Raw genomic sequence first — 25,537 nt, 5'->3', positions numbered from 1 at the left:
GAGGCGTTGAAGTGATCAAATACTCCGGAATCGGTGATCAAATGCCTAACGGAATTAGTGATCAAGTCCTCCGGAATACGCAATTGTGCGAATGTTTCCAATTATATTGCTCAAGATAATGACTTGTGTTGCTTTCTAATGACTTCAGTAGGTGATATATCACTGCGTGAAGAATTCAAAGACTCTATTCAGATGGAGCAAGTAATTTCTGGTATCTTAAATTTTACAAGGATTCAACGGTATTTGGAAAAGAGCATAAATGAACTATTAGAAATAGGTACATTAGATTGGCGACTAAATACCTTCCCTTCTCTTTATCTTCAACTCATCGAACAAGATAAGCTATTAATTAAGGATGGATTAGATAATCAAGAAATAGACCGATTACATAATTTATATAATACGTGTACCAATTTATGCGATGAGTTATCATCCTATGAAATACCAGAAACCATAAATCATTGTGATTTTCATGAAAACAATATGATCCTCGATATAAATTCTGGAGTCATTAGTATTATCGATTGGGGAGAGACGGTAATTTCACATCCGTTCTTTTCGTTAAATGGTTGCTTATGGAATATTACCTATTTCTACCCTATTAAAGAATATAGCAAATCCTATAAATTACTATCAGCAAATTGCGTTGCCGCATGGCAAGATTTATATGACGAACAAGTATTACTTAAGGTGCTAAATACTGCAAAAAAAATTAATGGTATTTTTGCAGCCCTTAGTTACCAAAGAATGTATAAAGCAACAAGAAATTTTTCTAATTCGGTACAGAATGAACATCCAGGTTCAATCGCAGGTTGTTTGAGAACTTTTTTAAATACCTTTAATTGAATGTACGAATTTATAGGGTTTTGGGACAACTAACTTATTACGAAATTAAATTTCTGTTTTGTAAGATCTAATAGCTCAATTGAGTCATTAATAACCATATTTGGCTTCGAGTTAACAATCCAATTATGATGTTCATCATTTTGAGCATGAGTAGCACCTAAAAAACCGATAACATTCATGTGAGCTTTTTTTGCAGCCATAATTCCAAAAGCATGATCTTCGATAACAAGACATTTTTTCAGGGACTGTAGATAAATTTGTGTAACTGTCTATCATAACAGCCTAAAAGGCTAAGGATAGACAGCAATGGCAAGAGAAGAATTAGAAGCATTTGCCCGAGAGGCAGCCAAGATATTCCGCATGATTCATCAGAATACTACATGCTAAAGAAAAACTATCGGCTATTGTGCCATCAAAATCAAAAATGTAATTGGCCATCTACTTCACTTCATCATCAAGATTTAGGTTTACCACTATAATTTTAGTGGCTGCTCAGTATTTATTTCTGCCGTATTAATTTTAAGCTCAGACTCATCTATACATTCAAAGGCATAATATCACTGAAACAAAATTTTTTTATTAACGTAAAAGAATAAAATTTAATCTCTTATTTAGAATAATTCAAATACGTCCTCTTATATGCAAAAGAGGACGTAAATAGCATTAGCTTAAGACTAATTTCAAGGTGTTGGTGCCAAAACAGAACCACCCTGAGAACTTTGAGCCGCACCGGTTTTATAGAAACCGCTTTTACTTAAGAGTTCTGCATCGGACATTACATGAGATGCTGCTCTTTTTATTGAGTCAGGTATTTCATGCACCATAACCTTCGTGCCATCATATTTCCAAACGCCATGGGTATCACCACTTATTTTTACCTGTTCAATAACCTTTGCCATTTCTGCAACCCGTAAACATGGTGGAGCTGCACCATCTATCCCAGCACCCATCCCTGTATCCACGAGGCCAGGTACGATAGAAAAAACTCTTGGACGATATTCCAGCAGACAACGCTCGGAGAGATCAATATCCCATCCTCTTGCAAAAGATTCACCGGCGGTTTTACTCTGACGGTAAAAAGGATATCCACCACCTGTATTTTGTGATGTTTCTGCAACCCCCGTACTGACATAAACAACTGTCGCCTGAGGTTTTGCCAGTAATCTGTCTTTCAATGCAAACATGGTTTGATCAAAACCGAACGCATTCACTTTAAATGCCAGTTCACGACCTGTTGCTCTTGAGGAAATATCCTCTTCGTGCAGTGTGGTATTTAGTAACGTGGTTTTTATGTCAGGGCTTTTTATATAACCTTTTACGCCTGCATTATAAATAGTAATATCAGGAGCTTCTGGTAATTGTTCGATGACATACTGAACATCATCTGCATTAGTAACATCAAGCTGAAAAATTTTATCTCCATCATCATGTAATAATTCTTTCAGTTCCGTTGCCGTATCAGGATTTCGCGTGGTGGCTATGATATCATGACCCTGCGCTTTGTAATGCTTCACCCATTCCAGACCCAAACCCTGGCTTGCACCAATAATTAAAATCGTAGCCATTTATTACTCCATATTTAGCGATTTTATAGTGATTAAAAAAATGCCCTGATTGTACTATAACGGGTGGAATTACAGAAACGTGCAAGAAGCGAACTGAGATAATTCATCTGTTGTGATCTTGCCCAGGAAAATCGGACACATTGCTAAGCAACTTTTCTGACCTCATAGAAGTCCGGGGATTGATACCCCAATCTTGAATGAAGCCGCTTTCGATTATAGTAAATTTCAATATATTCGAATATATGATTTTTAGCGGTAGCGCATGATAAAAATTTCTCCCCATGAATGGCTTCAACTTTAAAGCTGTGGTTCCAGCTTTCCATTGCAGCGTTATCATAACAATCGCCCCGCTTGTTCATGCTGCAAACAAGGCCGTGAAGGTTTAACAGTTTCTGATAATCATAAGAGCAATATTGGCTTTCTCTATCTGAATGAATAATCAGTCCCCGAGATGGCTTTCGCCGCCATATAGCCATTTGTAATACGTCAATGACCAGTTGTTTGGTCATCCGCTCGAATAATGCCCATTCAACCACTTTTCGGTAATGTAAATCCATCACCACAGCAAGATAAAGCCATCCTTCTTCTGTATGGCAATACGTAATGTTAAAAGATGAAGAATTTCATTTAAAGTCTGCCGAGTCTTTGATGTCTACGCTGACGAATATTGAAATTCATAACCTTTACAGCATTGACGAGGTGGATAGCATGTTGAGTGATAGTATCAAAGAAGTCTTTGTTGAACAGGATAAAAAAACTTGTAGAACAACGTCGTGAATTTGATATCACGTTTAACGAGCTGAAAAACGAGTTGAAAGAAGGGCGGGATCGCAGCGACCGCATCGGGCAAAACCTGATGAGTGAGCTAGCTGCCAATCGTCGCTGGACCATTGCCACCATCATTACGGTAGGTTTGTCGATAGCAACATATCTTTCAGCACTGTTTCGCCTTAGCCACTAGCCTGTTTTAATACTTCAAACCCATTGGGGAAATAACTTTCCATCTTGGGGCAAGTGTATTTCCCCTTTATAAAGGAGAAATACCATGCAAAAAGCACAAATTTCAAATTACAAACAACAATGCTCTAAAACCGATCTCGCATTTTTTTATCTGCTTAAATCTCTGGCCGAATTATACGAGTGTAAAAACTCGTTGTCTCAGGTTGAGATCGAACAGCTCAAAGTCGGCGCACGAGTGTTGAATGGCCTAATCGCCAAAAATGACAACAAGCCCGTTCAACTTGCCTCATAAGTCCACAGGTTAATGAAGAAATTCCTTAATCTGAACCTCATTCAAAACAACTGTGTATTTTCATCACCGTATAACGGATAAACCATGGCCGTCTGCGGTTGGGCTGCGAGATTAAGAGGATAATTATTTTAAATTTTCTTCCCCGTTTGATGTTGAGCTTTTGGTCAGTTCAAAAGTAAGTTCAGTGCTAGAACTATCATAAAGTTCGTCAAATCTAAGGATAGACTTTAGATTAAATTCTCCAGGTTTTCCGATTATAGACAAACTTGAATATTCAACCCATCCCGACTTCACATGTTCTTTATCAATTTTACTTTTAAAGATAAATTTACCATTTAAACCCAATAATAAATCACTATTTAATAGTCCCATAGCTGGTTGTGATATATATATATGACAATCATCATGTTGTAAATCAGCTCCCATAATCCAACCATCTGCAAATTTACTTAGTATTTTTGGTATTTTAAGAAATCCAATTTTCCCTTTATAATTTTTATCGGGGCAATCTTCGGGTAAGTCGAGCCTCTCATTTAACTTACTTAAATTAGCGTTGTATTCAAAATAATCCAGATGAATATCATCTAAATTAATGAATTTAGTTAACTGCACATTTCCATTTTTTTCTTCATCACCATACTTCCTTGTATATAATTCACCATGAAGTTCGTCTTTAAGCTTAATCACGTACGCTTCATAAGAACCATCAGTTGTTGCCATAATGATCTCTGTCTCATTATTCAAATTCGAGTATATTGAACTCAAATACATAGGAACAAATTTAAAAGTATTACTATTTGGGGAGAACCATGTATAAGTAATAGGAGTTTGAACTACAGCATATGAACTAAAACCCGGATATCTCTCTTCTGCCAGGACTAATATCCTAAACCAACTAAAAATTTCTGTAGAATTCTCTTGAGTAAATGCAAATTCATACATGCCCTCTTTAAGTGGAGACGAGGTATTTTGCAAGGCTGTTATTTTGGAGATTTTAATACTTTTAGTATGAGTAGGTTTTAAGCTTTTAGAGTGAAAGTTGGAATGAATAAAGTTTTGTGCAAACATGCTAGTGCTTAGGCTAAATCCTAAAATAGAAACAAACAAATCCCGAAGTCGCATTTTCATCCTTAATAATTGGTTTTTTCCCCGAGAAATTACCCTGAGTTGAATAAATTTGCAATAGGGGTTGTAACCCTTATAAATCAAATAGTTACTACCTGGCGAAAGACTTCGGAAGTGACTTCAAACCCCTTGATCAGATGACGCAGGTCGCGCCAGAGCCGATCCAGTTACTGACTGATAGCACCACGCTCCAACCCTGAGAGATGGTCACAAAAAGTGGCCATAACTTTTTGAAAAAAGTGATAATTTTTTTTGGAGTGCATGAAGAATTGTGATCTAATAGTTTTTGACGAAATTATAAGGTTCACCATCATGCACTTGACTGAATTATTACATAAAAACTTCGAAGAAGAACTACCCCACGTTCATAAAAAAAGACTAAGTAACCTAACAGCAGCTTGCGAAGCGACAATAGGAAGTAACACACTCTATTTAACTGGATTAGGACGCACACTCATCAATTCGAATAAAGAGTCGAGTAACATTCAAAAGATTGACCGGCTTTTAGGAAATGGTTCACTTCAAGCGGAACGAGACTCATTTTATCAAGTGATGATATCAAAGATTATTCGAAACACGATGCGTCCATGGATTCATATTGATTGGACTTGTATCAATTCAGTTACCAACCTGTATGCTTTGCGAGCCAGCCTATCTATGCCAGGCCGCTCTATTGTAATTTATGAGGCCTGTTTTCCTAAAAAGAAAGAAAATAATCATGCAACTCATAAGGCCTTTTTAAATAAGCTCAAGACATTATTGCCGGAGTCGACACGGCCTATTATTGTTACCGATGCTGGATTTCGTGCGATATGGTTTGCTCTTGTTCTTCAACTAGGTTGGGATTTTGTGGGGCGTTTAAGAAATAAAAATTCAGTGTGTAAAGAGAATTCTGTCGACTGGCATTTAAGCTCAACATACTTTGAATATGCCACAACAAAACCCACCTATATTGGTCCTCGTTTACTAACACAAGAAGGCAAAGTACCCGTGAATATTGTTTTATATAAGGGAAAAACTAAAAAAAGAGTGACGCTCAATCGTTATAAAAAGAAATCGCGCTCAGGTATGAGTAAACGTTATGCCAAAGCATCTAAAGAACCCTGGATATTATTGACATCTCTTAAAGAGGCAGTACTTAACCCTATTTTAATTGTTACTATCTATCGTCAAAGAATGAGAATTGAAGAAAATATAAGGGATACAAAATGTTCTCATTATGGATTAGGACTCAAGAACAGTCTTACTCGATGTGCTCAAAGAATGAATATACTCCTTCTGATCGCAGCTTTAATCACATTTGCGGCTTGGCTTGCCGGATTATTTACTAGGGCGTGTCATCAATTAAGCAAAATGACAGTTGCTGCCAAATGAATACCCCCAAGAAAGTTTTTTGCTCTTTTATCGTATCTGGTTGCTATTGCTCTAAATTGCTTTAATTTACAAAAAAAAATTTCTATAAGATGTCGAGAATAATATAAAAATTTATCATGTTTTCTTTTAATTTTTCTCATGGATTTTGGAGGTATAATTGCTTCGCAGCCTTTTACCTCAAGTTTTTTTAAAACTCTGTCTTCTGCATCATAGGCTTTATCTGCAAGCACCGCTTCAGCGCAAATGTTTTCAAGCAAAACATCTGCGCCCTCAAGATCATGTGCCTGTCCTCCCGTTAAATGGAACCCTGTAGGATTGCCTAAAGCATCACAAGTCGCATGTATCTTGGTGCTTAACCCGCCTCTGCTCCGTCCAATCGCTTCATTTCCTTCTTTTTTTTAGCACCAGCACTATGTTGATGGGCACGCACTATCGTAGAGTCAATCATGGCATATTCGTTATCAGAATCTTCAGAAAGCGTATTAAAAAATTTTCTCCCAGACTCCAGCCTTGCTCCAGCGGGTATGACGGGTGTGAATCACTCGAAAATCACCGAAGCGTTCTGGCAAGTCCCTCCATGAAATGCCAGCGCAATAGCGGTACAGAACCGCCTCCACAAAAAGCCTGTTATCCTTGGCTGTGACTCCTACGCTTTCTTTCCGACCAGGGAGCAAATCTTTAATTTTTTCCCATTGCTTTTCTTTTAATCCGTAACGTCGCATTTTTTATAAAATCTATGATCTATTTTGAGTCAGGATATATAATTTATTGCTTGTTGAAAATGTCTGGGAATAAAATATTACGAATTGACTCAATAATGATTAACTGGTGGTCTAAATATTAACTTATTGATTATTATAAATAACTTTTGATTGATGACACGCCCTAAATCCATTGGAAAAAATACTGATTTTCAAGCCCATTCTGCCAAGGTTACGAATGCTTTATCTATCGTATTTCTTGGCAGACGTGCTTTAAAGAAAAAAGTGACTATGCAACAACAGGAATTTGAGCAGATGCTCAAAATGCTTTATCTAACTTCTTTGCAGGCTCAACTGGAGATCCATCATTATGGTTAAATTTTGTGAGGATCTCTCAGGCTCCAACCCCGATTTTGGATCGGTCTCAACAACAAAATGACAAAAAAATGAACACGAAGTATTGTATTAGGAATAAATGCTGGATAAAATATGACCTTTCTAAAAGGACAGGGAGAGGTTCTATATACAAACCAAAATTAGAGATTAGATAATGTTTAGACAAAGAAAAGTAGTCTCCCGAGTTAAACCTACTCAAGATTCCATCACATTTGAAATGCCGTTACCAGACGATCAAGCGGCTGCAACATCAGGATCTGCAGCTCATCTATATACTTCGTCAATCGAAAACCTCAATCCTGCAACTGTGTGTGATAGTGAAACAGAAGCACCATTCTTAAGAGCCCCGAGTCAAGGTGCTGCCGAAGAATATAATAAAGGAGTTGCTATTTTAGAAGGACTTGGCTATTTAGGGTTTATGACACACCCAACACGAGGTATTCCATATATAGAGAAATCGGCTGCACAAGGATTTCCCCTTGCCATCGAACAGTTAAGAAAGATTCGAACTCGTCCTCTTGTTGATTTTGATGAGCAAAGCAATCGACTTAAGACCAGTATTTTTTTAAAAGAAATTCAAGCAACACTTCTTGATATGAATTCCCTTTCTTACTCAATCGTTAGAGAAGGGGATACATATCGTAAAGAAAAAGTCGAGATGGAGAAAAAGCTGGAAGCTGGTGGCTGGGAAATTAATGTTTTTTATGGCCTCGAGGGTACCCACAGTACTCATTGCGAACCATCTGGTTATGTTGCTTTTAATAAAGAAAGAAATATCATTTGTGTTGTATATCATGGAACAGCAGGGAACAAAGAAGGCTGGGAAACTAATCTTGATAGCAAAAAGGTTGTCTTTGCCCAGTTAAATGATAATTTCATTCGTGATTGTTTAAATGAGGTGAGTTTTCAACTCAAAGATACTTCATTATTCATGGAGATAAGTGACCTCATATATAATTATGAGAAAACCGGCTATTTGACTTCAAATGAAAGTATAAAGGCTATTTCAAAGTATCTTCAAGAAAAACTCCATGAATCACTTGAGTCGCGTAAAATTCTTTATCAAGATTTAGCGAGTAGTTCCGCATATGATGTAATAAATTATTTGAAACTGCTGTGTCGTATACTTGGAAATATTATTCAATCCAATAAGATAGAATTACTTACAGATTTTTGCAAAATTCGACTTGATCTTCTTGAGAACCTTTCCAGGTTTCAATCCGAAATAATAGAAGGTAATATACATGCCGGATTTCTTAAAAAATATATCAGTACCAAAAAAAGTCTTTTGGAGTTGGTTGGAAACGCGGTAAATGATGTCGAATCGGCTCGTATAGCAGATTTAAAAATTGTGTTTACAGGTCATAGTCAAGCCGCAGCTACCGCTAATTTGGCATTATATGATTTGTGCAGGCATTATGGTGCGAAAATTTTTGGTGACGGCTTCAATAATTGTGAATCCAATCAAATAATAGGATATTTTTTATCTGCTCCTTGTGTTGGTGACCGCCATTATGCAGAATCGTTATATCGATGTGTTGGAAAGCATAATATTATCCGACAGCAAGTTTATGGTGATCCGGTTCCTGAGTTGCTTGCTGACAACCAGATAACTAATGAATTTCGACAATTACCCTTCATTGGAAGAGCTTTCCAAAACCACACTGGTTATGCCGATACAGGATATTTACTGCTTGAGGACTATCATGATACATGGCTTCGTGCAAGAAGCTTATATTCATCAATGGGTAACAACATGTCACAAGCGGATAGATTGGGGCCAATAATTAGATATTACGCAAGTTTTTACGATAAAAGCAAGGTACCTGTATTTATTGCATGTCCAGATAATGAACCAGAATCTTTCAGTGATCAGAAGGAAAGCCTGGAATTCTTTGGTTCTTCCTTTACAGGGGCTTTCCAAAAAAATCGTTCATTATTTATTTTACGATATGCCCATCTTCATTATGGTTTTTATCGAGAAAGTATCGGCGCGCATTTTAATTCAGACATCGTTGGACGTGATTTGGACAATTTGTTACATCGTGGAGAAAATAGAATGACTTACTCATACAGGAGTAATACTTCCTCTGGCGAAACTGACAGGCTGTTGCAAGTTAATCGTACGGTCTGGACGGCGGTAAATTATCCAGCCTATACCGCAGCATTATTTGGTGCTATCGCTGCTAAAGGAGCTTCATTATTTTGGAATAAGCTGACATATGGTTTCAGAGATCCAAACGAGCCAGAAGATCAAACACCAACAAACACCGGTCGACCTGATCCCGTTTTAAGGTTCAAACCCGCAGGCCTGCGTTGACTGAAATTGCATCAGGTATACGGAATGCTTTTAGCTCCCCGTTTCCCCCCCTCACCGATAAATTTCAATCAAAGCGATGACAACCGCTGGCTGACCTACAAACAGGCGCAAAACATTGATGCGCAGGTGCGAAAAGGTGAGAAAGGCACCACCATTCAATACTGGAAATTTAATGAGGAAAAAGTAAAAAAAAAGATGAGGCTGGCCGCCCTGTACTTGATGAACAAGGTCATTCAGTTAAAATTCAAGTCAGCCTTGAAATCTTATTGGACTCAATACCTACATCAATAAGCGAAATTTACGTGCCATATAATTGAACTCAGAATAATCTCCGGTTGACAATCCTTTTAAATAAAGCCAGGAAATCAATTCTTCAATACTTTTTGTACGTCTCAAATACGACGGTAACAAATGGCTTTGAAAATGAATGCCGAAGCCCCTGTGGTCTCTGACCTTCGGTACTTTGATTGTGACGTCGCCAATGCCCGTTTGAATGGTTCTTTCTGGCAAATAACCATGCCGTTCTTAAGCAATATAAAGAACAAGCTTGCGTCGAATCCGGGTTTAAATTCATCAAAAACAATGCATTTGAACTGGATTCATTTTATCTAAAAACACCGGCGCAAATCGGTGCGCTGATGATGATTATGACGCTTTGCCTGATGGTATACAACTTTGCTCAATACAGTCTGCGCAAATGCCTGGATGAGCAAGATGAAGTAGTGCCGAATCAGGTGGGAAAGCCCATCAAAAATCCTACTATCAAATGGATATCTGAACTGATGCACATGATCGCAGTAGTGACTATTGTTACTGATTCTCGACGACATCGGATTTTCTCTAATGTTAAAAAAGTACATCAACGGATTATCGCTTACTTTGGGATACATGCTCTTGAAATGTACGGGTTGCCGCCAGATTTGGAACGAGTCTACATAGTTTACTCTAATTACAAAAACTTTCTACAATTGCTGCGAAATGTAGGTTTAAGTACAAATAACTTGCATTTAACACGTCAAAATTGTACAGTATGCGAATATTTATATCGGGATTATAACAATGGCAGCAACAGAAACTGACGTTAAAATGCTTGTTCCTTCATTATTCATGCTGTCATGGAAAGCGCTTGGTGACGCACCGTTAACAAACCCCGGCTTTTTTAACTCAAGGAAAGCGCCTTGCCCTAAACTGATAAAGGAAAACTTATTAACGGAGCTGCTTCACTGCGTAGGCTTTGGTATGCGTGCAAAAGCCAAAACCATTTTCATGGGTTATCCGGAATTATTATTACGGCGTGGCACATTAACCGATATTGCCAAAAGCACTTATGAAGAGATTACGGCTTTTGAATACGCTGTCAAGGCAAAAGACTCCTACTTTGTCAGGAATGTGATTAACTTTCTTGAAACGTATCATGATAAGAATAGGCATGAAATAGCTGCAGACTTGTTAAAACAATTTGACAGTCGTTTTAGCGAAGAATGTCTAGCGTCTGTGAATGGATTTATTGAGGCGTGCAATGCATGGCGGACCGCTGTTCCAAACAGAACAGTGCCAGAACAGGACTATCACTTTGTTCAGGACGTTGGCGGGTCGCAGGCTCATTTCGAGGCACATATTTTACAACGATATTGCAATCTGACTCCATTTTACCCTCTACCAAAATTTGACGAGCCGGCCCTGCTGGAAAATTTATCGCTTGCTAACTGGGGTCGCGGACAGGTTGATTCCTTGCTCACCCAGGCCCCAGGCGGCGCTGGGGGATTTACATTAATACGGGGTCGGGCAGAGTTCAGGGCATGGAGGGCGCGTGGGCGAGCGGTCGATGTGGGGTGGGACCCGGTGGTCGCAGGCCTCGAAATTGATTGCACTGCGGTGGACGCATTAGATAAAGCACGAACAGCAGACTTGTTGTCGCTCAGGGCGCAGTTGGAAAAACTTCAGTCGCCGGTGGATTCCCTGGAGTCGCATGCCCCAACGCCGGGTTGTTCATCCTCTGTTCCGTCATAAAGCGCTGAAGCAGCCCTGCAGCAAATCCTGATGCGGGGCTTGGCGTCCAGCAAGCGCTTAAAAACCAAACAAGCAATTCCTGGTATCCCCAGTTTTATGTTGTTCGTATTCGGATAAGCCGTGACTGTTACCAGTCCACACTACCAATATTTATGAAAACTGATCCTGCCCTAATTTGATGGGCACCCTGTTAAGAGAGTAAAACCTTAACCAGAGGTGAAAAATTAATAACAATTCCGAACAAAAAATACTCAGAAACAAATACAGTCCTCAGTTTAAAGATCAAGCAGTAGAACGAGCAGAAAAAGATGGGGTTCCTCAGGTAGCCAAAGATCTTGGTATTGCCGAAGCCATGTTGTGTTCGTGGCGGTCAAAAAAAAACAAGGCGGAACTACACTTGAACATCAGAAGCTCCAGCAAGCAGAAATGGCACGGGTAAAGCGTGAGTGCGCAAGACTTTCGAAAGAGAATGCTTTTCTAAAAAAGGTGGCGGCGTACTTCACCGGGGAATCGGAGTGAGGTACGCGATGATCAAGGAGGAATCGACACGGTTTTCAATCAAACTAATGTGTCGTCTGCTGTCCGTGTCAGTCAGTGGTTATTATGCGTGGTCTGCTCTGAAACCATTGAATCGCACGGAGCGGAATCGTGATTTAGCTAAAAAAATAAAGGCTGTTTTTGACGAAGAGCGTTCGCATGCAGGCGCACCCCGGATTACAAACGCTTAAACAACGAGGGTGAACGGGTCGGGAAGCAGTGCGTTGCCAGGATCATGCGTGAACAGGGTTGGCGTGCGAAAGCCTCAAAGAAATTCAAAGAAACCACCAACAGCAATCACCAATTGCCGGTTGCGCCGAATCTGTTGCAACAAAATTTCTGCGCGCTTGCTCCCAATGAAAAGTGGGTCAGCGACATAACGTATTGCCATACAGAAGAAGGATGGCTTTATCTTGCTGTGGTGATGGATTTACATTACCGAAAAGTGGTTGGATGGGCATTATCCGAGCGGATGACCAAACAACTGGTCATTGACGCATTACAAATGGCTCTATGGCGGCGAAAGCCTTCCCGGGGGCTGATTATTCATTCAGACAGAGGCAGCCAATATTGCTCTTATGATTATCAGAAACTGTTAAACCTTCACGGCCTTGTTTGCAGCATGAGCAAGCGGGGCGATTGTTATGATAACGCTGCAATGGAAAGCTGGAACCACAGCTTCAAAGTTGAAGCCATTCATGGGGAGAAATTTTTATCATGCGCTACCGCTAAAAATCATATATTCGAATATATTGAAATTTACTATAATCGAAAGCGGCTTCATTCAAGATTGGGATATCAATCCCCGGATTTCTATGAGGTCAGAAAAGTTGCTTAGCAGGGTGTCCGATTTTTCCGGGCAAGATCAAATTCTTGTGAGCTATTAAATGCATATCGAAAAAAGAAAATTAAAAGATGTTGATAAGAACTTGATTATTCAGTTACTTAACGATCCATTGGTGAAACGTCATATGCCTTTGTCCGTTGAAAATTTTGATGAAAAACAATACATCAATTTTATTGAGGCAAAAGATTCCATATGGAAAAATTTTGGTTTTGGTCCTTGGGCCTATTTCATAGATAATAAATTTGTTGGATGGGGTGGGATTCAACCTGATGAAGGTGATTTTGAATTAGCTCTTGTGCTCTCTCCAAACTACTGGGGATATGGGAGGCATCTATATAACGAGTTAATTAAAGAAGCATTTTCAGAGTTACACCTTGAGTCTGTTACTATTCTTTTTCCTCCTTCACGCACAAGGATTAAATGGATTTTTAAAGTTGGATTTATTGAGGAGGATCAGGTTTCTATTGATGGTAAAAATTTTATGCGATTTCGTCTTAAGAATCCTGGAATAAACAAGTAATCCATGTGCATTTTATCTATAGTGAAATGGACTTCTAAAATCCGTGCAGAGCACTTATGAAAATGACACGAATTTTGGCGATCCAGTAAATCCATTACATCCCTTTTTTATTTTTCCTCCATTATACCTTGTTTGTGATGGATAAGTTACGTTATCTTTCTCAAATTAAATTACTGTAAATATTTTGTATTAAATAATTGGGCAATAATAAGTATTGTATATAAGAGTTCTAGCTGGAAATTACCGGCTAGAACCTCAATTCAAGATATTAATTTTTAGAGTCAGGAAAAATAACATTTAAGGGTTCTCTTGTTTTAATTATTAAGCTATTTGAAATGTTGGGATCAGTTATTTTGCATCGATTAATTTAACATTATTGGGAAAAGAGATATCCAATATAACAACACCAATCTCACGACAATAATCATCGTAATTTTTACAAAACCTTATGTTTATCATGCAATATGAGATTGAGCCACAAATTTTATGAAGCTGATTATAAGTTATACTAGAAGCCGATATACAGGGCTTATCGAACCCATGGTTATCTGGATTAGGATAATAAAAACCACCCAAACTCAGTCCATTTTTATTGTAAGTTCTAATGGCTATCTCTGGCGCTTGAACAAAAGGACAATCTTTAGTTTCGTGAGAAGTGCAAGTCGGTGCGTATGGCTTCTCTCCTACCCATTTGCTACCAATGCAGCTACTTGTAAAAGTGAAGAGTTTAATGATTTTATTGACTGGATCACCTTTGGCAAAGACGGTGTTATTCACGAAAACAATAGTGTAATTCAGCAAAAAAAAATCGCATTTGGCAGGATGGTTGCAAATGCCGTGATGTTCCATACGGTTGCCAACACAACCAATGTGCTGAACCAACTTTCTTCTAAAGAAGTCAAGTATGATAAAGATGATTTATCGATTTTATCAGCGTATTTTAGGGAGAATATTAACCGCTATGGCGTTTTCGAGTCATCCAGGTCACGACAGACAATGTCATTAGAATTTAGCATTCATAAAGATTGAAAATTGAACGTGTCCCTTTTTTACCAGGCTCCCGGCCAAGGGGCAATCGTCCATCACATTCGGTAACCAAAATGGCCTCCCTGGCGCTCCAGCTTATGCGAAACGTTCAGAGAAGCGGTGACAAACTTTATGCAGAAGCTTATTCCCCAAGAGGTTAACCCACAAAATATAGCGTACCATCCGATGGAGTTTGTAGAATTAATAATTTGGTTTAGAAACATACATACACTTGTTGCGCATGATAACCTTCAAAGGATGGTCAGCTACTTTTTCTCAAGAGATGTACGCAATGCCTTGACTGGAGATGCTGTGGCCATATCCCAGTTTTCCTCTATTCCGGAGGTTTTTAAATCTTGGGTGGGTAAGGATTTGCGAGTTCCGGTACAAACCTGAACCATTTCAGTCGAAATGCTGAGCAACATCGCAGAAGCGCTTGATAAACATCAAATGCTCTACGGCATGTTGTCCCCCTCCTCATCTGCATTACCAGTCTGTAGTTCCTCAGATGAAGCATGTAAATTACCTCGAAATGCAGATAGATTAGGTGTTGATATGTTCACACCTCAATCATCCTCTCATCCAGTTGCATCGCCGATAGTGCCTGAAACCCAGGAGAAAGGCTGTATACTTTCACGTTAGTCTGAATAACGAATGCAGGTAAATTCAATCAAAAGCACACTATATATATGACAATCAAACACAAAATAATGCCTTGGTGAGCAGCTTGATCCAGCGTGAATCATAATGTTACACTCTGCTTTAATTAAAGCTCCCCGCATCACCCCAAACGTTAATAGAGAGCTCCGCTTGTGACATCAAACCACTGCCAGGAGTTCTTTCTCTGCGTTGAAGAAGACGCGAGGCAAGTTACATTTTATTTTTTCAATAAGAAGGCGGTGATTCAGTGGAAGTAATCTTAGATTCCGAACAAAAATTGCGCGAGCATCACTATGCCAGGTCGATCCCCTGGTACGTATGGCGAGATGCTCAGGGTTTTAACCTACGTGCCAATGAAACTGAGTTGAAAAGAATAACAGAAGACACTGAGAATGCCTCAAGGCCACTGAATCCCGATGAAAACCCGATTAAAGCAATGTTTTGTTTTATTTGTGGACACCCCGGGTCGTCCCGTGAAGAGCTGCTTAAGGCCGGACGTCGGATGAATTGCCCTGATTCTGCAATTGCAAAAGCTTCCATTCTATCTGGACGAGCTGATTTACTTGCACAATTACCTGGAACGGTGGTGAAAAATTTTTTGTACTGGGGAAGTTGGGCTTATAAATATTCAGCTGCAAACGGCCACCTTAGAATGCTTATGTATTTGGAATCACACATGGATGCTGGTTCTAAAAAAACCCTTGAACTGATGGCTGATGCATACTATGTCTATCGAAATGCTGCCGCAAATGGCCACCTTGAAATCCTTGTGCATTTTGAATCACGCATGGATGCTAGACAACAGCGCAATGCCCTGGAGGCTGCTAATTACTATGCCTATCAAAATGCTGCTGCAAACGGTCATCTTGCAACCCTTGTGCACTTAGAATCGCACATGAACGATAAACAATTGCACGGAGCACTGAGTGCTAACAACTATTATGCCTATCGACAGGCTTTTAGTAATCAACACACAGACATACAAAACCATCTTCTTCGTCACGCTTCGGTATTTGCTTATGCTGAACAACATGTCCATGAATTTAGCAATAGCGTGCGTCATTTTGCCAAAGGGCTTATTCACAAGTGGCAAACCGACTATGAACGCTTTCAAGCAAACCATTCCAATGGCGTGTTTGATCTCGACGAAAATGAAGTTAAACTTGGTTTTTACCTGGCTCGTCATTTAATACGAGAAAACACGCCTGAGGCTTGTGAGCAGTTAGGTTTTCTTCTAGGCATTCCAGGGATTGCAGACTTGGCTCATCGAGAGATAACACCGAATCAACCAAATGAATTATTACTCCTGGCGCTGAGGCTTAGCAATCGATTAGCCGTTAAAATCTTATTCACGCTGCCCCCGGTGCGTGAATTGGCTGAGCAACACAATTATTACGCAAGAAAAATTCGGGGCACAAAACTGGACTTACATGCGCTTGTCCAAGACCGCAAATCATCCATATTAAGGCCTTTAAACGAAGACATCCTCAAAGAAGAAATCCGGAAATTCGCAAGAACGCATTTTATCAACAGCCTTATAAATAGCCATAATTTACCGTTACTATTGCAAGTAAAAGCTATTCTTACAGAAGGCGGTGAGTTAAACGATGAGCACAAACATGCCATGAAAAGCTTGGATATTCCGGCGGCTCAGTACGAGGCGTTCATTCTAAGCCTGCAAGCCAAATACGCAGAAGAATGGTCCGAAAACTACACCCAATTTTTACATAACTATTTTAGACTGCCGGATGGAGACGCTACTCATGTCAAGAAATTCTGGTTGTTGACTAATTTTAACGCCTTGCTTGAACAACAACCTCAACCATCCGCATTATCATTCAGTGCTGTATGGGGATTTTTTACACGAGCAGTAGCGCAAACAAGCGAGCACATTGATGAATTAACGTGTTATTTCAATGGATAAGATTGTCAGATGAAATGGCGGTGGGGAAAGCAGGATATCAATATTTTGATGCTTTCCATCACATCTAAAGGAATAGCAGTTCATATCATTGGGGATTTGCTGCCTAAATGCAACAACAATACGACTGAGCGCATAACTGTACTTAAGTACTTTATTGAGTAGTTTGACAAGAAAAAACTACCATTCTACTGGCTGACAGCTCTGTACGGGACAAAAATTCATGCCGGCTTACCAAGCTGTGGACTCAGTCTGAGGAAGTCAACAGCGGCATGAATTTTTGTCCCGTACAGAGGCTTTCGACATTGATGTGTCGCTTAAATTATAAAATTTGGCAAAAAGCATCACAGACCAGAACCGTTGTCTCTGTCTGAGTATGAGGCGCATGATTAACATTAGACTTGCCACTATACTCGCTTGAAAAAATACCATTTTTTAATAAACCTTCACCCAATACAGTGCGTAAACCATGAACATCAACAGCTGACTGTTTACTGTTATATTCTGGAATTAATTCGGAGATTGGCTCACTGCTGTTATCATTATCACCTGGTGCTTCAGGTAGACTGTGATATTCTGGTATTAATTCTGAGATTGGCTCACTGCTGTTATCACTATCACCTGATGCTTCAGGTAGCAGGTGTTCATCGGGAGAAGGATGCACAAGCTCATCTGGTTTTGAGCCTGAAAATACTGAAATTAATTCTGTTGTTGGAGCACTGTCACTTGTTGCCGCCATCGAGTTGACTACTGTAGAGTTTTCAGAAAATTCTGCCACAGAGTCGTTTAAAGATGTAATATCGTTTGAATAGACATTTCTATCCAAACCAAGTTGGTGGTTTTCAAATAATTGACTCGCATGCGCCTTGGCCTCAGGAAATGCGAACATTTTATTTAAGATTTCTATATACTCTTCTCTTGTTTTTGCAAGAAGATAAACGTCAATTCCATTTTTCCAGAAATGACGTTGTTTATAATCAGTGGAATTAGAATACACATGAATCTCATGTGGCAAAGATTTAACAAATTTATCAGCCAAATCTTTGGTAGAAAAGAAAAAGTTGGCGCTTATGCATGCGTGAAAATTTTTATAATTATCAACATATTGAATACCACTATAATCGACAAAAGCGGCTAACAATTCAGGATTCTGGGACTCTTCACTAAAATCCAGCACTATGGAACAGCCACCTACGTTGATTCCAGCCGTTGCATCTGCAGTATATTCTGCAAACAATAGATTCTTCTCATTGTTGACATGCACAAATGTATTGGGTCTTACTTTTGATATTGGCCATGGAGGGCAGAAATTCGTTTTATTATTATGTTTAAAGTACATGACTTATGATTTCCTAAGGGTTATGCTCGAATCTGGTGTATGGAAAAATAAATTAGGTGACGTATCCTGTTGATTGTTCTTGCGGAACAATAATCCACAAAAGAAAATAAGCCATGACGTATTGTAAATTGAAATAGATCACTACACCAGTTCAAAAAATCGCTCCTTCTGACAAAAACTCTAATTAGATATATATGAACTGGATTAACTGACAATAGCTCCATAAATCTACTGGTTTATCTGCAAAGTATTCGGGGTACATATGAAATGTACGGCCTACAAAACCCAAGCCATTGAGCATCATGGCTATAAGCAACGCACCATTGGAAATATGACTTTTGTGCGAAGTTTTTGGCATCCGTTGATTTATAAACGCATTAAGGCCAATTTCTTTGCAAAACCCTGCAACCAGACCCAAATAATCCAGCTTTTTAACATCAAATTGAGACACATCCATTTCTGCTTTCCAAAAAGCACTAATAGTTCAAAATTAGATCCATCTGTCACGCTGTTTCAACAAGATTAATTCAAAAAGTTACTACGGAATGACGGATTGATTGATAATAACTCTTGATGTACAAGAAGTCAGGTCATATCTTTTGTTCTTTAAGCGTCAAAAGACAGGAGCTGCGCTCCTCTTCCATTGGCTCAATCAAATATCCTGACAATCTGAGCTTTTGAAATTGTATTTTAAAAAAGCAAATATCATTAATTTATCTTGATTTTTTCTTTTTCAACAGATACAAGACCGGAAGGAAAACCACAATAAAAGGATAAAGCATGGCTACAACTGAATCGGATATATCGTTCCATCTAATACAAACAAATTTAGCTAATATGCATGAAGCGATTGTCAATCAGGAATACAAGCTTATCGTGAATTTACTGGATAAGGGTGTTTCACCTAATGCAATGATTTACGATAAAACAACAGAACGACAATCCCCTTTGATTTTTCTTGCAGCGCAAACCGGCAATCTGGCTATTGTGAAGTTATTTATTGAACGGGGAGCAGTTATAGAAAAAGCCAAATATGGTGATATTCCGGATTTTTACATCAACGATCCTATTAGAGCGGCAATTGCAAATGGCCATGCAGACCTTGCACACTATTTACTTGACTGTGGTTCAAATGCTTCTGGCACTGCTGTTATTAAGAAATTATTTGAGATTTATCGTCAATCTGATGTGGATCCAATTGTTGAGCAGAATTATTTACACATTATTAAACTGGTGTTTGATAACGGCGCTGATTTCTCAACCTGCTTTTATTATGCTCTTGACATGATTAATAGAGAATATGAAGAGAATTTAGTACGGTTAGAACATACAGCATGTGCCGAGGACATCACAAAAATCCAACACGATAACACACAACTGTTGCGGGCATATGAGCAAACACTGAGGGTGCTTTTTGATTTTGGTACAGGTAATGATTTTCCCTTAATCCTACTTAATCCAGTAAGTCATGAATGGAAATATTTTAAGCTCATCAATCTGTCTGCATTCAATTTTATTGGTCTTTCTCTACGTGCAAATCCCATATCACGTGATATGCTAAAAAAATTTGGTATCAGCAAGGGAATCGATGAGGCCATATTCACCCTGAATGACTTGAACAATTTATCTGATGAATCACGCAAGCACACGATTAAGACTCGATTAGAATTGCAAATAAGCCAACGTAAGGGTTGGGTAGAAGATAGTGGGATTGTTACTATTCCTTCACTTGTGCGAGCCGCTCATTTTGGAAGAGTGGCATTAGTAGAAAAAAAATTACAGTCCGGCATAGATCCTAATGAAAAAGATCAGAGTTACATAGCAATAGAACAGGCAGCAATAAAGGGGCATTTAAACATTGTTAAAATGCTTGCTGAACACCCTGCAACTAATCCAAAAGACATTTATAGAGCATTGAAATCGGCTCAGTTAACCCAACGTGCAAATGTTATTAATTACCTACGTTCCAGATTAGATCCCAATGCTGAAGATGAAAATGAAATGACTCAACTCTGTTATGCAGTTATACAATTGAATGTCCCAAAAGTAGATGAATTACTTAAGAAGGGTGCTGATCCCAATAAAGGCGGTGTATCTCCTTTATGGCTTGCAACATCACCTTATATTTCGTCAAGAAATTTCAGAGCACTTGATTCTGAAGAAGTCCACAAACTCCAGGCGGAAATTGTAGCCTTGCTTCTGCAGTATGGTGCTGACCCCAATAAATATGACTTCAAATCGCCCTTGGCAGATGCAGTTGCTCATGGAAATATTCGATCAGTAGCCTTGTTATTGCCACTAACTGAGAACAAAAATTTAGCCAGAATTTGCGAAAAAAATGACAAAACTCAGAGTAGCCCGTGGTATGAGGATATGTTATTTGATGCAATCAACAACAAAAATTGTATTCCTATTTTATCTCTGTTAAAAGATAGTGGAGCTGATTTTAATGTATTGAACCCAGGTTTTGGCGATACTAACTTATTGTGCACAGTCATTCTAAGCACGATTAATGGCAGATCACGGGATCTTTTTTGTTATCTTTTGAGAAATGGTGCAAGTGCAAATTTTTTAAATCGTGATCGAAGTTCACCTTTACATTATACAATAAAACAATGTCAAAAAAATAATGAAGAAGCCTTTTTCATTATTGAAGAACTTGTCTCATTCGGTGCAGACATGAATGCTTTGGATACGAATGGTCGAACACCTATGCAAATTGCAGCATCATCCTGCAATACTCCATTATGTCAGCTTTTAGAGGGCTTGAATGCCAAAATAACTGCTTCCAGTTCATCAAGCACCCGAGACGATGCTACCTGCTCTGAAATGACAGAGCCAACAACAAGTTTGTTAGGTCATGACGAACCAATTAAAAAAACTTTGAAATCTCATGGATTTTTTGCCTTGAGATACCATTGTGAAATTGGTGGAGAACCGCCTGAAAAGCCCAGAATAAAATTTTGAGCTATTTTTACATAGATTGTTAACCTAAATATCTGGGGGCAGATCTTGTCTTTTCTCCATAGGAAGGTTTACCCCAAATATCATATTCATTAACTGAAATATGATAATCCTCTATATTATTTGTTGAATTACATATAACTTTTTCGGGGCAATACAATATCGAATTTTCATTAGGAGTTTCTTCTGCACGTGCAACACAAGGAAAGATTAGAATTATAAGGATTTGATATTTATTTAATCTCATTTTTATAACTAATATTTAAAATATGACTAACAGTACACAAAATGCCGCAGATGATTAATTTTCAATTAAAAATATATCAATCCAAAATGTAAAGTTTTCCTATTCTGCAAATAGGCATTAATAAAATTTTTACTAGGCATTGCAGTTTATATGAACCATCCCTTATTGCAGAATAAGAAGTTTAGTTGACTCTGCCCATTCACACTCCGTTGATAACAACAATTCCATAGTTTTTTTCTAATACATCATCCCCATGCAGTGCACTTATTTTATTTCATGAGCGCAATGCAATCTTCCACAAATGCCTTAATCTGCCCTAAGGCATTGAGCTGCACTTTTAGTTGCTTGCTATTCGTTGATAGAGATGTATGAGGTGTTAATTTTGCGGTGATTAACTCATGAACATGAGGATCCTGTGCTTTTAGAGAAGATAACTGTTCACTAATAATTTTTACTAATGTCTCTTTTTTAATTTGACGTGCATGGATAAGGCGCTGCTCTAATCGGTTCATCAGCTCTTCTAATTCACTTTTGGTCGCACTGCATGTAATCCTCATAAATCCACTGTCTTTTTCCAATCCAAAATAAGATAAGGGAGCTACCATAACGGCATCATTGAACAACAAATAATAAGTAATGTCCTCATCTGTTGTGACAACACTTATCTTTTGAAATACCTGAAGAGCCTCCTCGGGCATGGGTAAGCCAAACAAATCACTAAAATCTCCTAAAGCATAAAAAGTAGCCTCTACTTTGTAACATGGATCAGGCATACTTGCTCCCATCTCTGCTAATCGATTTAGGACATAAGCTACTTTTTCTTCATAGTAAACAGATAACTTCCTCTGCTCCTGATAATCGAATGAAGCCATCGTTTCTGCATAAGCAATTTGAGCCGAGCGAGGAACGTGAATGAAATAATTAATGTTCTTGTTTAATAATTCATTCATCATCTCAGGATCAAAAACTAAAAGTATCGCCATGCGCTCGCCTGCTGCGGACAATGCTTTAGTAGCAGAGCGCAATATAATGACTCTTTGTTTTAAATCAGGGGCAATTTTTAAAAAAGAGGGCATGGGCTTAAAAGACATCTCAGCATAGGCCTCATCAAAAATAATATACAAATCAGGATGGTTTCTTAATACATCAGCTATTTGAATCAACTCGTGTTCATCTATAATGTTTCCTAATGGATTAGATGGATTGCACAGCAACAGCGCTTTAGGAAATCCCTTATCTTCTTCTGCCAATTCATAAGCCAGATCGATACTTTCTTGCAATGATTTTGCAGTTAATTTATATCCTGGGTTGTTCATGACTGGGATGGGATGAAGTTGATGCATCGGATCGTTTGCATAAACACTGTAATGCGGAAAAGGAGTAATAATTCGATAACCTGGCAGGTCTTGAAAATGACTATTGAATGTATCAAAAATGGCTCTTAATCCCCCAATACCTCCTACAGTAAACAATACATGCTCCGGTCTAACATCACATTCATACCACTGAGACATTCTCTCTGCCATTATTGTTCTTGGTTTTTTGTCGCCTCGAGGATCGCCATAGTTTATAGCGGGATTTTCAACCGCAGTCTCCGGGCAGGAGTGCCATTGTGCGGCTAAATTGTTTAATCGTTGCCAGTAGTTAAGATAAGACTCTACAGTCCGCTGATTTATAGGGTATGTAGGCTTACCTAAGCCTGCAAAAATCATTTTTTGATCTTTAGTGTCAAGACGTTCATTAAGTTCATTAGCCCATAGCGCAAGAAGCATGACCTTTTCTATTTTTCTGGCTGAAAATCCTTCTGGTGTGAACATGTATTTCCTCTTAAGATGAATTGTTTTTATTCCTACAGATAATGGAGAAAAGGAGACTATAATCAAATTATAGCCACATTAATCAAAAACAAAACCATGGAAAATAAAAAGAATGTTTATAAGGAACAAATTTGTTTTTCAGATCTGGAAAAAACAGTTAAAACGCAAGCAGATGTTATCTTTCAGTTAAAAAGCATTCTTGATAACTTTCCAAGTGATGTGTATTGGAAAAACAAGGATGGTGTCTGGCTTGGATTAAACAGGCATTGCTTAATGAGCCTCGCTCGTATGGGCGTCATAAAAACACCAAGTGAACACGAGGTCATAGGAAAAACAGATTATGATTTATTTAATAAAGTCACTGCGGACAATTACCGCATCAACGATTTAAAGGTAATTAATAATCAACAAGAAATAACACTTGAAGAAACGGTTAATCTTTCAGAGGGGCAGATAATTTATATCCATTCAATAAAGAAACCTTTATATGACGAACAGCAACAAATCATTGGCATCATGGGAAATACGATAGACATTACTCACATGAAAGCTATTGAACATTCACTCAGGAATGCGGAACACCAAGCTAAAACTGCAAACAATGCCAAAACAGAATTCCTTGAAAATATGCGCCATGACATCCGCACTCCCCTCTCGGGTATTGTGGGATTTTCTGAATTATTAAAATCAGAATCTAATGAGCCGAGAATTAAAGAATATGCAGAAAATCTCATCGCATCAAGCCATGCCCTACTTGATTTAATGGATGAAGTGCTTGAGGCAGTTAGAGTCAGCTCTGGTGAAATACCCATGCTGAAACGAAAATTCAATCTGGCGCAAACACTGGAACGAGTCGTTTCTTTATATCAGGCGCGCGCTCTTGAAAAAAAACTGGAATTATCCTTTTCATTAGACAAAACACTGCCCAACTATGTCATAGGCGATAGAATCAGATTTCACCGAATTGCCCTTGAATTGATAGGAAATGCACTCAATTTTACAGATAAAGGACATGTGTGCATCGATGTGGTACTGGCAAAAAAAGAACATCATGAATTAGTTATAAAATTGACAGTTACTGATTCTGGAATAGGTATTCCTAAAGACAAACAGCAAGAAATTTATTTGCAATTTAAACGTCTAACTCCCTCTTATCAAGGCATATATAAAGGGGCAGGACTTGGACTTTATATCGTCAAACAATTTATTGATGAGCTAGGTGGGGAAATCTATGTGGACAGCGAACCACGCAAAGGAACAGTATATACCTGCCTTATCCCCATGCAAGCCGCACTATTAGATGACGCATCCGGCATCACTCATGATGAAGATCTAAAATTGGAAAAACCCTACATGCTCCCCTTACACCATCATATAACAGCGCCAATGCCCGAAAATCATTTAGAATGCGAAGCCAAAAATAAAATATTAGTGGTAGAAGATAATTTTATTGCCCAAACCGTAGCCAAAGCACTTTTATCAAAAATGGATTGTGACGTGGATGTCGCATCCAGTGGAGTTGATGCACTGGCTCTTTATGACAAAACAGATTACGACTTAATCTTTATGGATATTGGCTTAGGCGAAGGCATGGATGGCTATGAAGTCACGCATTTTATTCGCTCTAAAACCAATGCAACCAAACACATCCCTATCATTGCGCTTACTGCGCACGGTGGTGATGAAAGCAAACAACGGTGCATTGAGGCTGGGATGGATGCGGTATTAACCAAGCCACTAACTCAGGCACATGCTGTAGATATTCTTAGGTCGTTCATTCCACAGCAGGATGAAACACCACCGGTTAAATCAACCCAAGCAAGGTGCGACTTACCTGACAACGATGATGAAATGTTTCAACTCAATCAGTTCCCCATTTTAAACAGTGAAGAAGCATTGAAAAACTGCGGCACTATTGAGATGTTAAACGAATTATTGACCTTAATGACTCAGGAACTTCCTGCTGATTTAGAATGTATGAAAAATGCCTTCACAGCTCATGATTATCCTTTGGTTGAAAAAACAGCTCATAAAATCAAGGGGGGTGCGGTTTATGTAGGAACCATCCGC

20 protein-coding genes and 6 pseudogenes are annotated in these 25,537 nt (G+C 38.7%); 17 read left to right on the top strand and 9 right to left on the bottom strand.

The window, feature by feature from the left end; genetic code table 11:
• The first annotated feature begins 138 nt into the window (after nucleotides 1–138).
• The gene (locus tag Lwor_RS05265; protein WP_058492862.1) at nucleotides 139–846 is read left to right on the top strand and encodes an aminoglycoside phosphotransferase family protein; all 708 of its coding nucleotides are present in this window, start codon (nucleotides 139–141) and stop codon (nucleotides 844–846) included.
• 680 nt (nucleotides 847–1,526) lie between these two features.
• Here Lwor_RS05265 and Lwor_RS05260 read toward each other — a convergent pair.
• A complete protein-coding gene (locus Lwor_RS05260; RefSeq protein WP_058492861.1) occupies nucleotides 1,527–2,411 on the bottom strand; it encodes an SDR family NAD(P)-dependent oxidoreductase in 885 nt (294 codons plus the stop codon).
• A 143-nt stretch (nucleotides 2,412–2,554) separates the two neighbouring features.
• Nucleotides 2,555–2,968, bottom strand: coding sequence for an IS3 family transposase (locus Lwor_RS05255; RefSeq protein ID WP_058492860.1), 414 nt, complete (start codon nucleotides 2,966–2,968; stop codon nucleotides 2,555–2,557).
• Between the two features lie 182 nt (nucleotides 2,969–3,150).
• Between Lwor_RS05255 and Lwor_RS14070 the strand changes: the two genes are divergently transcribed.
• Both Lwor_RS14070 and Lwor_RS05245 read left to right on the top strand, forming a co-directional pair.
• Complete coding sequence (locus Lwor_RS14070; protein WP_058492859.1) at nucleotides 3,151–3,372, top strand: hypothetical protein; 222 nt, start codon at nucleotides 3,151–3,153, stop codon at nucleotides 3,370–3,372.
• A gap of 84 nt (nucleotides 3,373–3,456) precedes the next feature.
• Nucleotides 3,457–3,663, top strand: a complete 207-nt coding sequence (locus Lwor_RS05245) for a hypothetical protein (RefSeq protein ID WP_058492858.1) — start codon at nucleotides 3,457–3,459, stop codon at nucleotides 3,661–3,663.
• A gap of 123 nt (nucleotides 3,664–3,786) precedes the next feature.
• Here Lwor_RS05245 and Lwor_RS05240 read toward each other — a convergent pair whose 3' ends face one another.
• The gene (locus Lwor_RS05240) at nucleotides 3,787–4,785 is read right to left on the bottom strand and encodes a hypothetical protein (protein ID WP_058492857.1); all 999 of its coding nucleotides are present in this window, start codon (nucleotides 4,783–4,785) and stop codon (nucleotides 3,787–3,789) included.
• 315 nt (nucleotides 4,786–5,100) lie between these two features.
• On the opposite strand from Lwor_RS05240, the gene Lwor_RS05235 reads away from it, so the two are divergent.
• Nucleotides 5,101–6,162: an IS4 family transposase gene (locus Lwor_RS05235; RefSeq protein WP_162262293.1), complete on the top strand. Its 1,062-nt coding sequence runs from the start codon at nucleotides 5,101–5,103 to the stop codon at nucleotides 6,160–6,162.
• Here the strand turns inward: Lwor_RS05235 and Lwor_RS13435 are convergent.
• Nucleotides 6,129–6,884: pseudogene (locus Lwor_RS13435) on the bottom strand (IS5 family transposase). The gene Lwor_RS05235 and the pseudogene Lwor_RS13435 sit on opposite strands and share 34 nt — an antisense overlap.
• A gap of 153 nt (nucleotides 6,885–7,037) precedes the next feature.
• Between Lwor_RS13435 and Lwor_RS05220 the strand changes: the two are divergent.
• The 3 genes and pseudogenes from Lwor_RS05220 to Lwor_RS05210 all read left to right on the top strand — a co-directional run.
• The gene (locus Lwor_RS05220; RefSeq protein WP_058492854.1) at nucleotides 7,038–7,241 is read left to right on the top strand and encodes a hypothetical protein; all 204 of its coding nucleotides are present in this window, start codon (nucleotides 7,038–7,040) and stop codon (nucleotides 7,239–7,241) included.
• A 172-nt stretch (nucleotides 7,242–7,413) separates the two neighbouring features.
• Nucleotides 7,414–9,579 (top strand): lipase family protein, encoded by a 2,166-nt coding sequence (locus Lwor_RS05215; protein ID WP_058492853.1) that lies wholly within the window; start codon nucleotides 7,414–7,416, stop codon nucleotides 9,577–9,579.
• A gap of 66 nt (nucleotides 9,580–9,645) precedes the next feature.
• A pseudogene (locus tag Lwor_RS05210) lies at nucleotides 9,646–9,839 on the top strand (ArdC-like ssDNA-binding domain-containing protein); the annotation flags it as partial.
• Between the two features lie 58 nt (nucleotides 9,840–9,897).
• Here Lwor_RS05210 and Lwor_RS05205 read toward each other — a convergent pair.
• Nucleotides 9,898–10,101, bottom strand: a pseudogene (locus Lwor_RS05205) (transposase); the annotation flags it as partial.
• On the opposite strand from Lwor_RS05205, the pseudogene Lwor_RS05200 reads away from it, so the two are divergent.
• From Lwor_RS05200 to Lwor_RS05180, 6 genes and pseudogenes are all read left to right on the top strand, one after another.
• A pseudogene (locus Lwor_RS05200) lies at nucleotides 10,083–10,544 on the top strand (IS1634 family transposase); the annotation flags it as partial. The pseudogenes Lwor_RS05205 and Lwor_RS05200 overlap by 19 nt on opposite strands.
• A 94-nt stretch (nucleotides 10,545–10,638) precedes the next feature.
• Entirely contained in the window at nucleotides 10,639–11,589 is a 951-nt protein-coding gene (locus Lwor_RS05195) for a hypothetical protein (protein ID WP_058492849.1), read from the top strand.
• A 223-nt stretch (nucleotides 11,590–11,812) separates the two neighbouring features.
• On the top strand, nucleotides 11,813–12,028 hold the full coding sequence (locus Lwor_RS14305; RefSeq protein WP_415582890.1) for a transposase: 216 nt from the start codon (nucleotides 11,813–11,815) through the stop codon (nucleotides 12,026–12,028).
• A gap of 291 nt (nucleotides 12,029–12,319) precedes the next feature.
• Nucleotides 12,320–12,964: pseudogene (locus Lwor_RS14300) on the top strand (IS3 family transposase); the annotation flags it as partial.
• Nucleotides 12,965–13,013: 49 nt separating this feature from the next.
• Nucleotides 13,014–13,493 carry a GNAT family N-acetyltransferase gene (locus Lwor_RS05185; protein WP_058492848.1) on the top strand — a complete coding sequence of 160 codons (480 nt, stop codon included), beginning with the start codon at nucleotides 13,014–13,016 and terminating at the stop codon, nucleotides 13,491–13,493.
• Nucleotides 13,494–13,979: 486 nt separating this feature from the next.
• Nucleotides 13,980–14,522, top strand: coding sequence for a Tn3 family transposase (locus tag Lwor_RS05180; protein WP_058492847.1), 543 nt, complete (start codon nucleotides 13,980–13,982; stop codon nucleotides 14,520–14,522).
• A 263-nt stretch (nucleotides 14,523–14,785) separates the two neighbouring features.
• Here the strand turns inward: Lwor_RS05180 and Lwor_RS13710 are convergent, their stop codons facing one another.
• Nucleotides 14,786–14,944 carry a hypothetical protein gene (locus Lwor_RS13710; RefSeq protein WP_157063130.1) on the bottom strand — a complete coding sequence of 53 codons (159 nt, stop codon included), beginning with the start codon at nucleotides 14,942–14,944 and terminating at the stop codon, nucleotides 14,786–14,788.
• 482 nt (nucleotides 14,945–15,426) lie between these two features.
• On the opposite strand from Lwor_RS13710, the gene Lwor_RS05175 reads away from it, so the two are divergent.
• Complete coding sequence (locus tag Lwor_RS05175) at nucleotides 15,427–17,103, top strand: hypothetical protein (protein ID WP_058492846.1); 1,677 nt, start codon at nucleotides 15,427–15,429, stop codon at nucleotides 17,101–17,103.
• Between the two features lie 15 nt (nucleotides 17,104–17,118).
• Nucleotides 17,119–17,262 (top strand): annotated as a pseudogene (locus Lwor_RS14295) (IS4 family transposase); the annotation flags it as partial.
• 160 nt (nucleotides 17,263–17,422) lie between these two features.
• Here Lwor_RS14295 and Lwor_RS05170 read toward each other — a convergent pair.
• The gene (locus Lwor_RS05170) at nucleotides 17,423–18,439 is read right to left on the bottom strand and encodes a hypothetical protein (protein ID WP_058492845.1); all 1,017 of its coding nucleotides are present in this window, start codon (nucleotides 18,437–18,439) and stop codon (nucleotides 17,423–17,425) included.
• Nucleotides 18,440–18,623: 184 nt separating this feature from the next.
• Entirely contained in the window at nucleotides 18,624–18,896 is a 273-nt protein-coding gene (locus Lwor_RS05165) for a DUF4277 domain-containing protein (RefSeq protein WP_058492844.1), read from the bottom strand.
• Nucleotides 18,897–19,219: 323 nt separating this feature from the next.
• Here Lwor_RS05165 and Lwor_RS05160 point away from each other — a divergent pair, with 323 nt between their 5' ends.
• A complete protein-coding gene (locus Lwor_RS05160) occupies nucleotides 19,220–21,406 on the top strand; it encodes an ankyrin repeat domain-containing protein (RefSeq protein WP_058492843.1) in 2,187 nt (728 codons plus the stop codon).
• A gap of 513 nt (nucleotides 21,407–21,919) precedes the next feature.
• Here Lwor_RS05160 and Lwor_RS05155 read toward each other — a convergent pair.
• Nucleotides 21,920–23,467 (bottom strand): pyridoxal phosphate-dependent aminotransferase, encoded by a 1,548-nt coding sequence (locus Lwor_RS05155; RefSeq protein ID WP_058492842.1) that lies wholly within the window; start codon nucleotides 23,465–23,467, stop codon nucleotides 21,920–21,922.
• Nucleotides 23,468–23,563: 96 nt separating this feature from the next.
• Between Lwor_RS05155 and Lwor_RS05150 the strand changes: the two genes are divergently transcribed.
• Nucleotides 23,564–25,537 (top strand): response regulator (locus tag Lwor_RS05150; protein ID WP_058492841.1); only part of this gene is annotated, 1,974 nt, incomplete at its 3' end.

It is taken from the genome of Legionella worsleiensis (assembly GCF_001467535.1).
Taxonomy (GTDB): Bacteria; Pseudomonadota; Gammaproteobacteria; order Legionellales; family Legionellaceae; genus Legionella; species Legionella worsleiensis.
The sequence above is the reverse complement of the archived record's forward strand: the minus strand, read 5'-3'. Positions and strand labels throughout refer to the sequence as shown.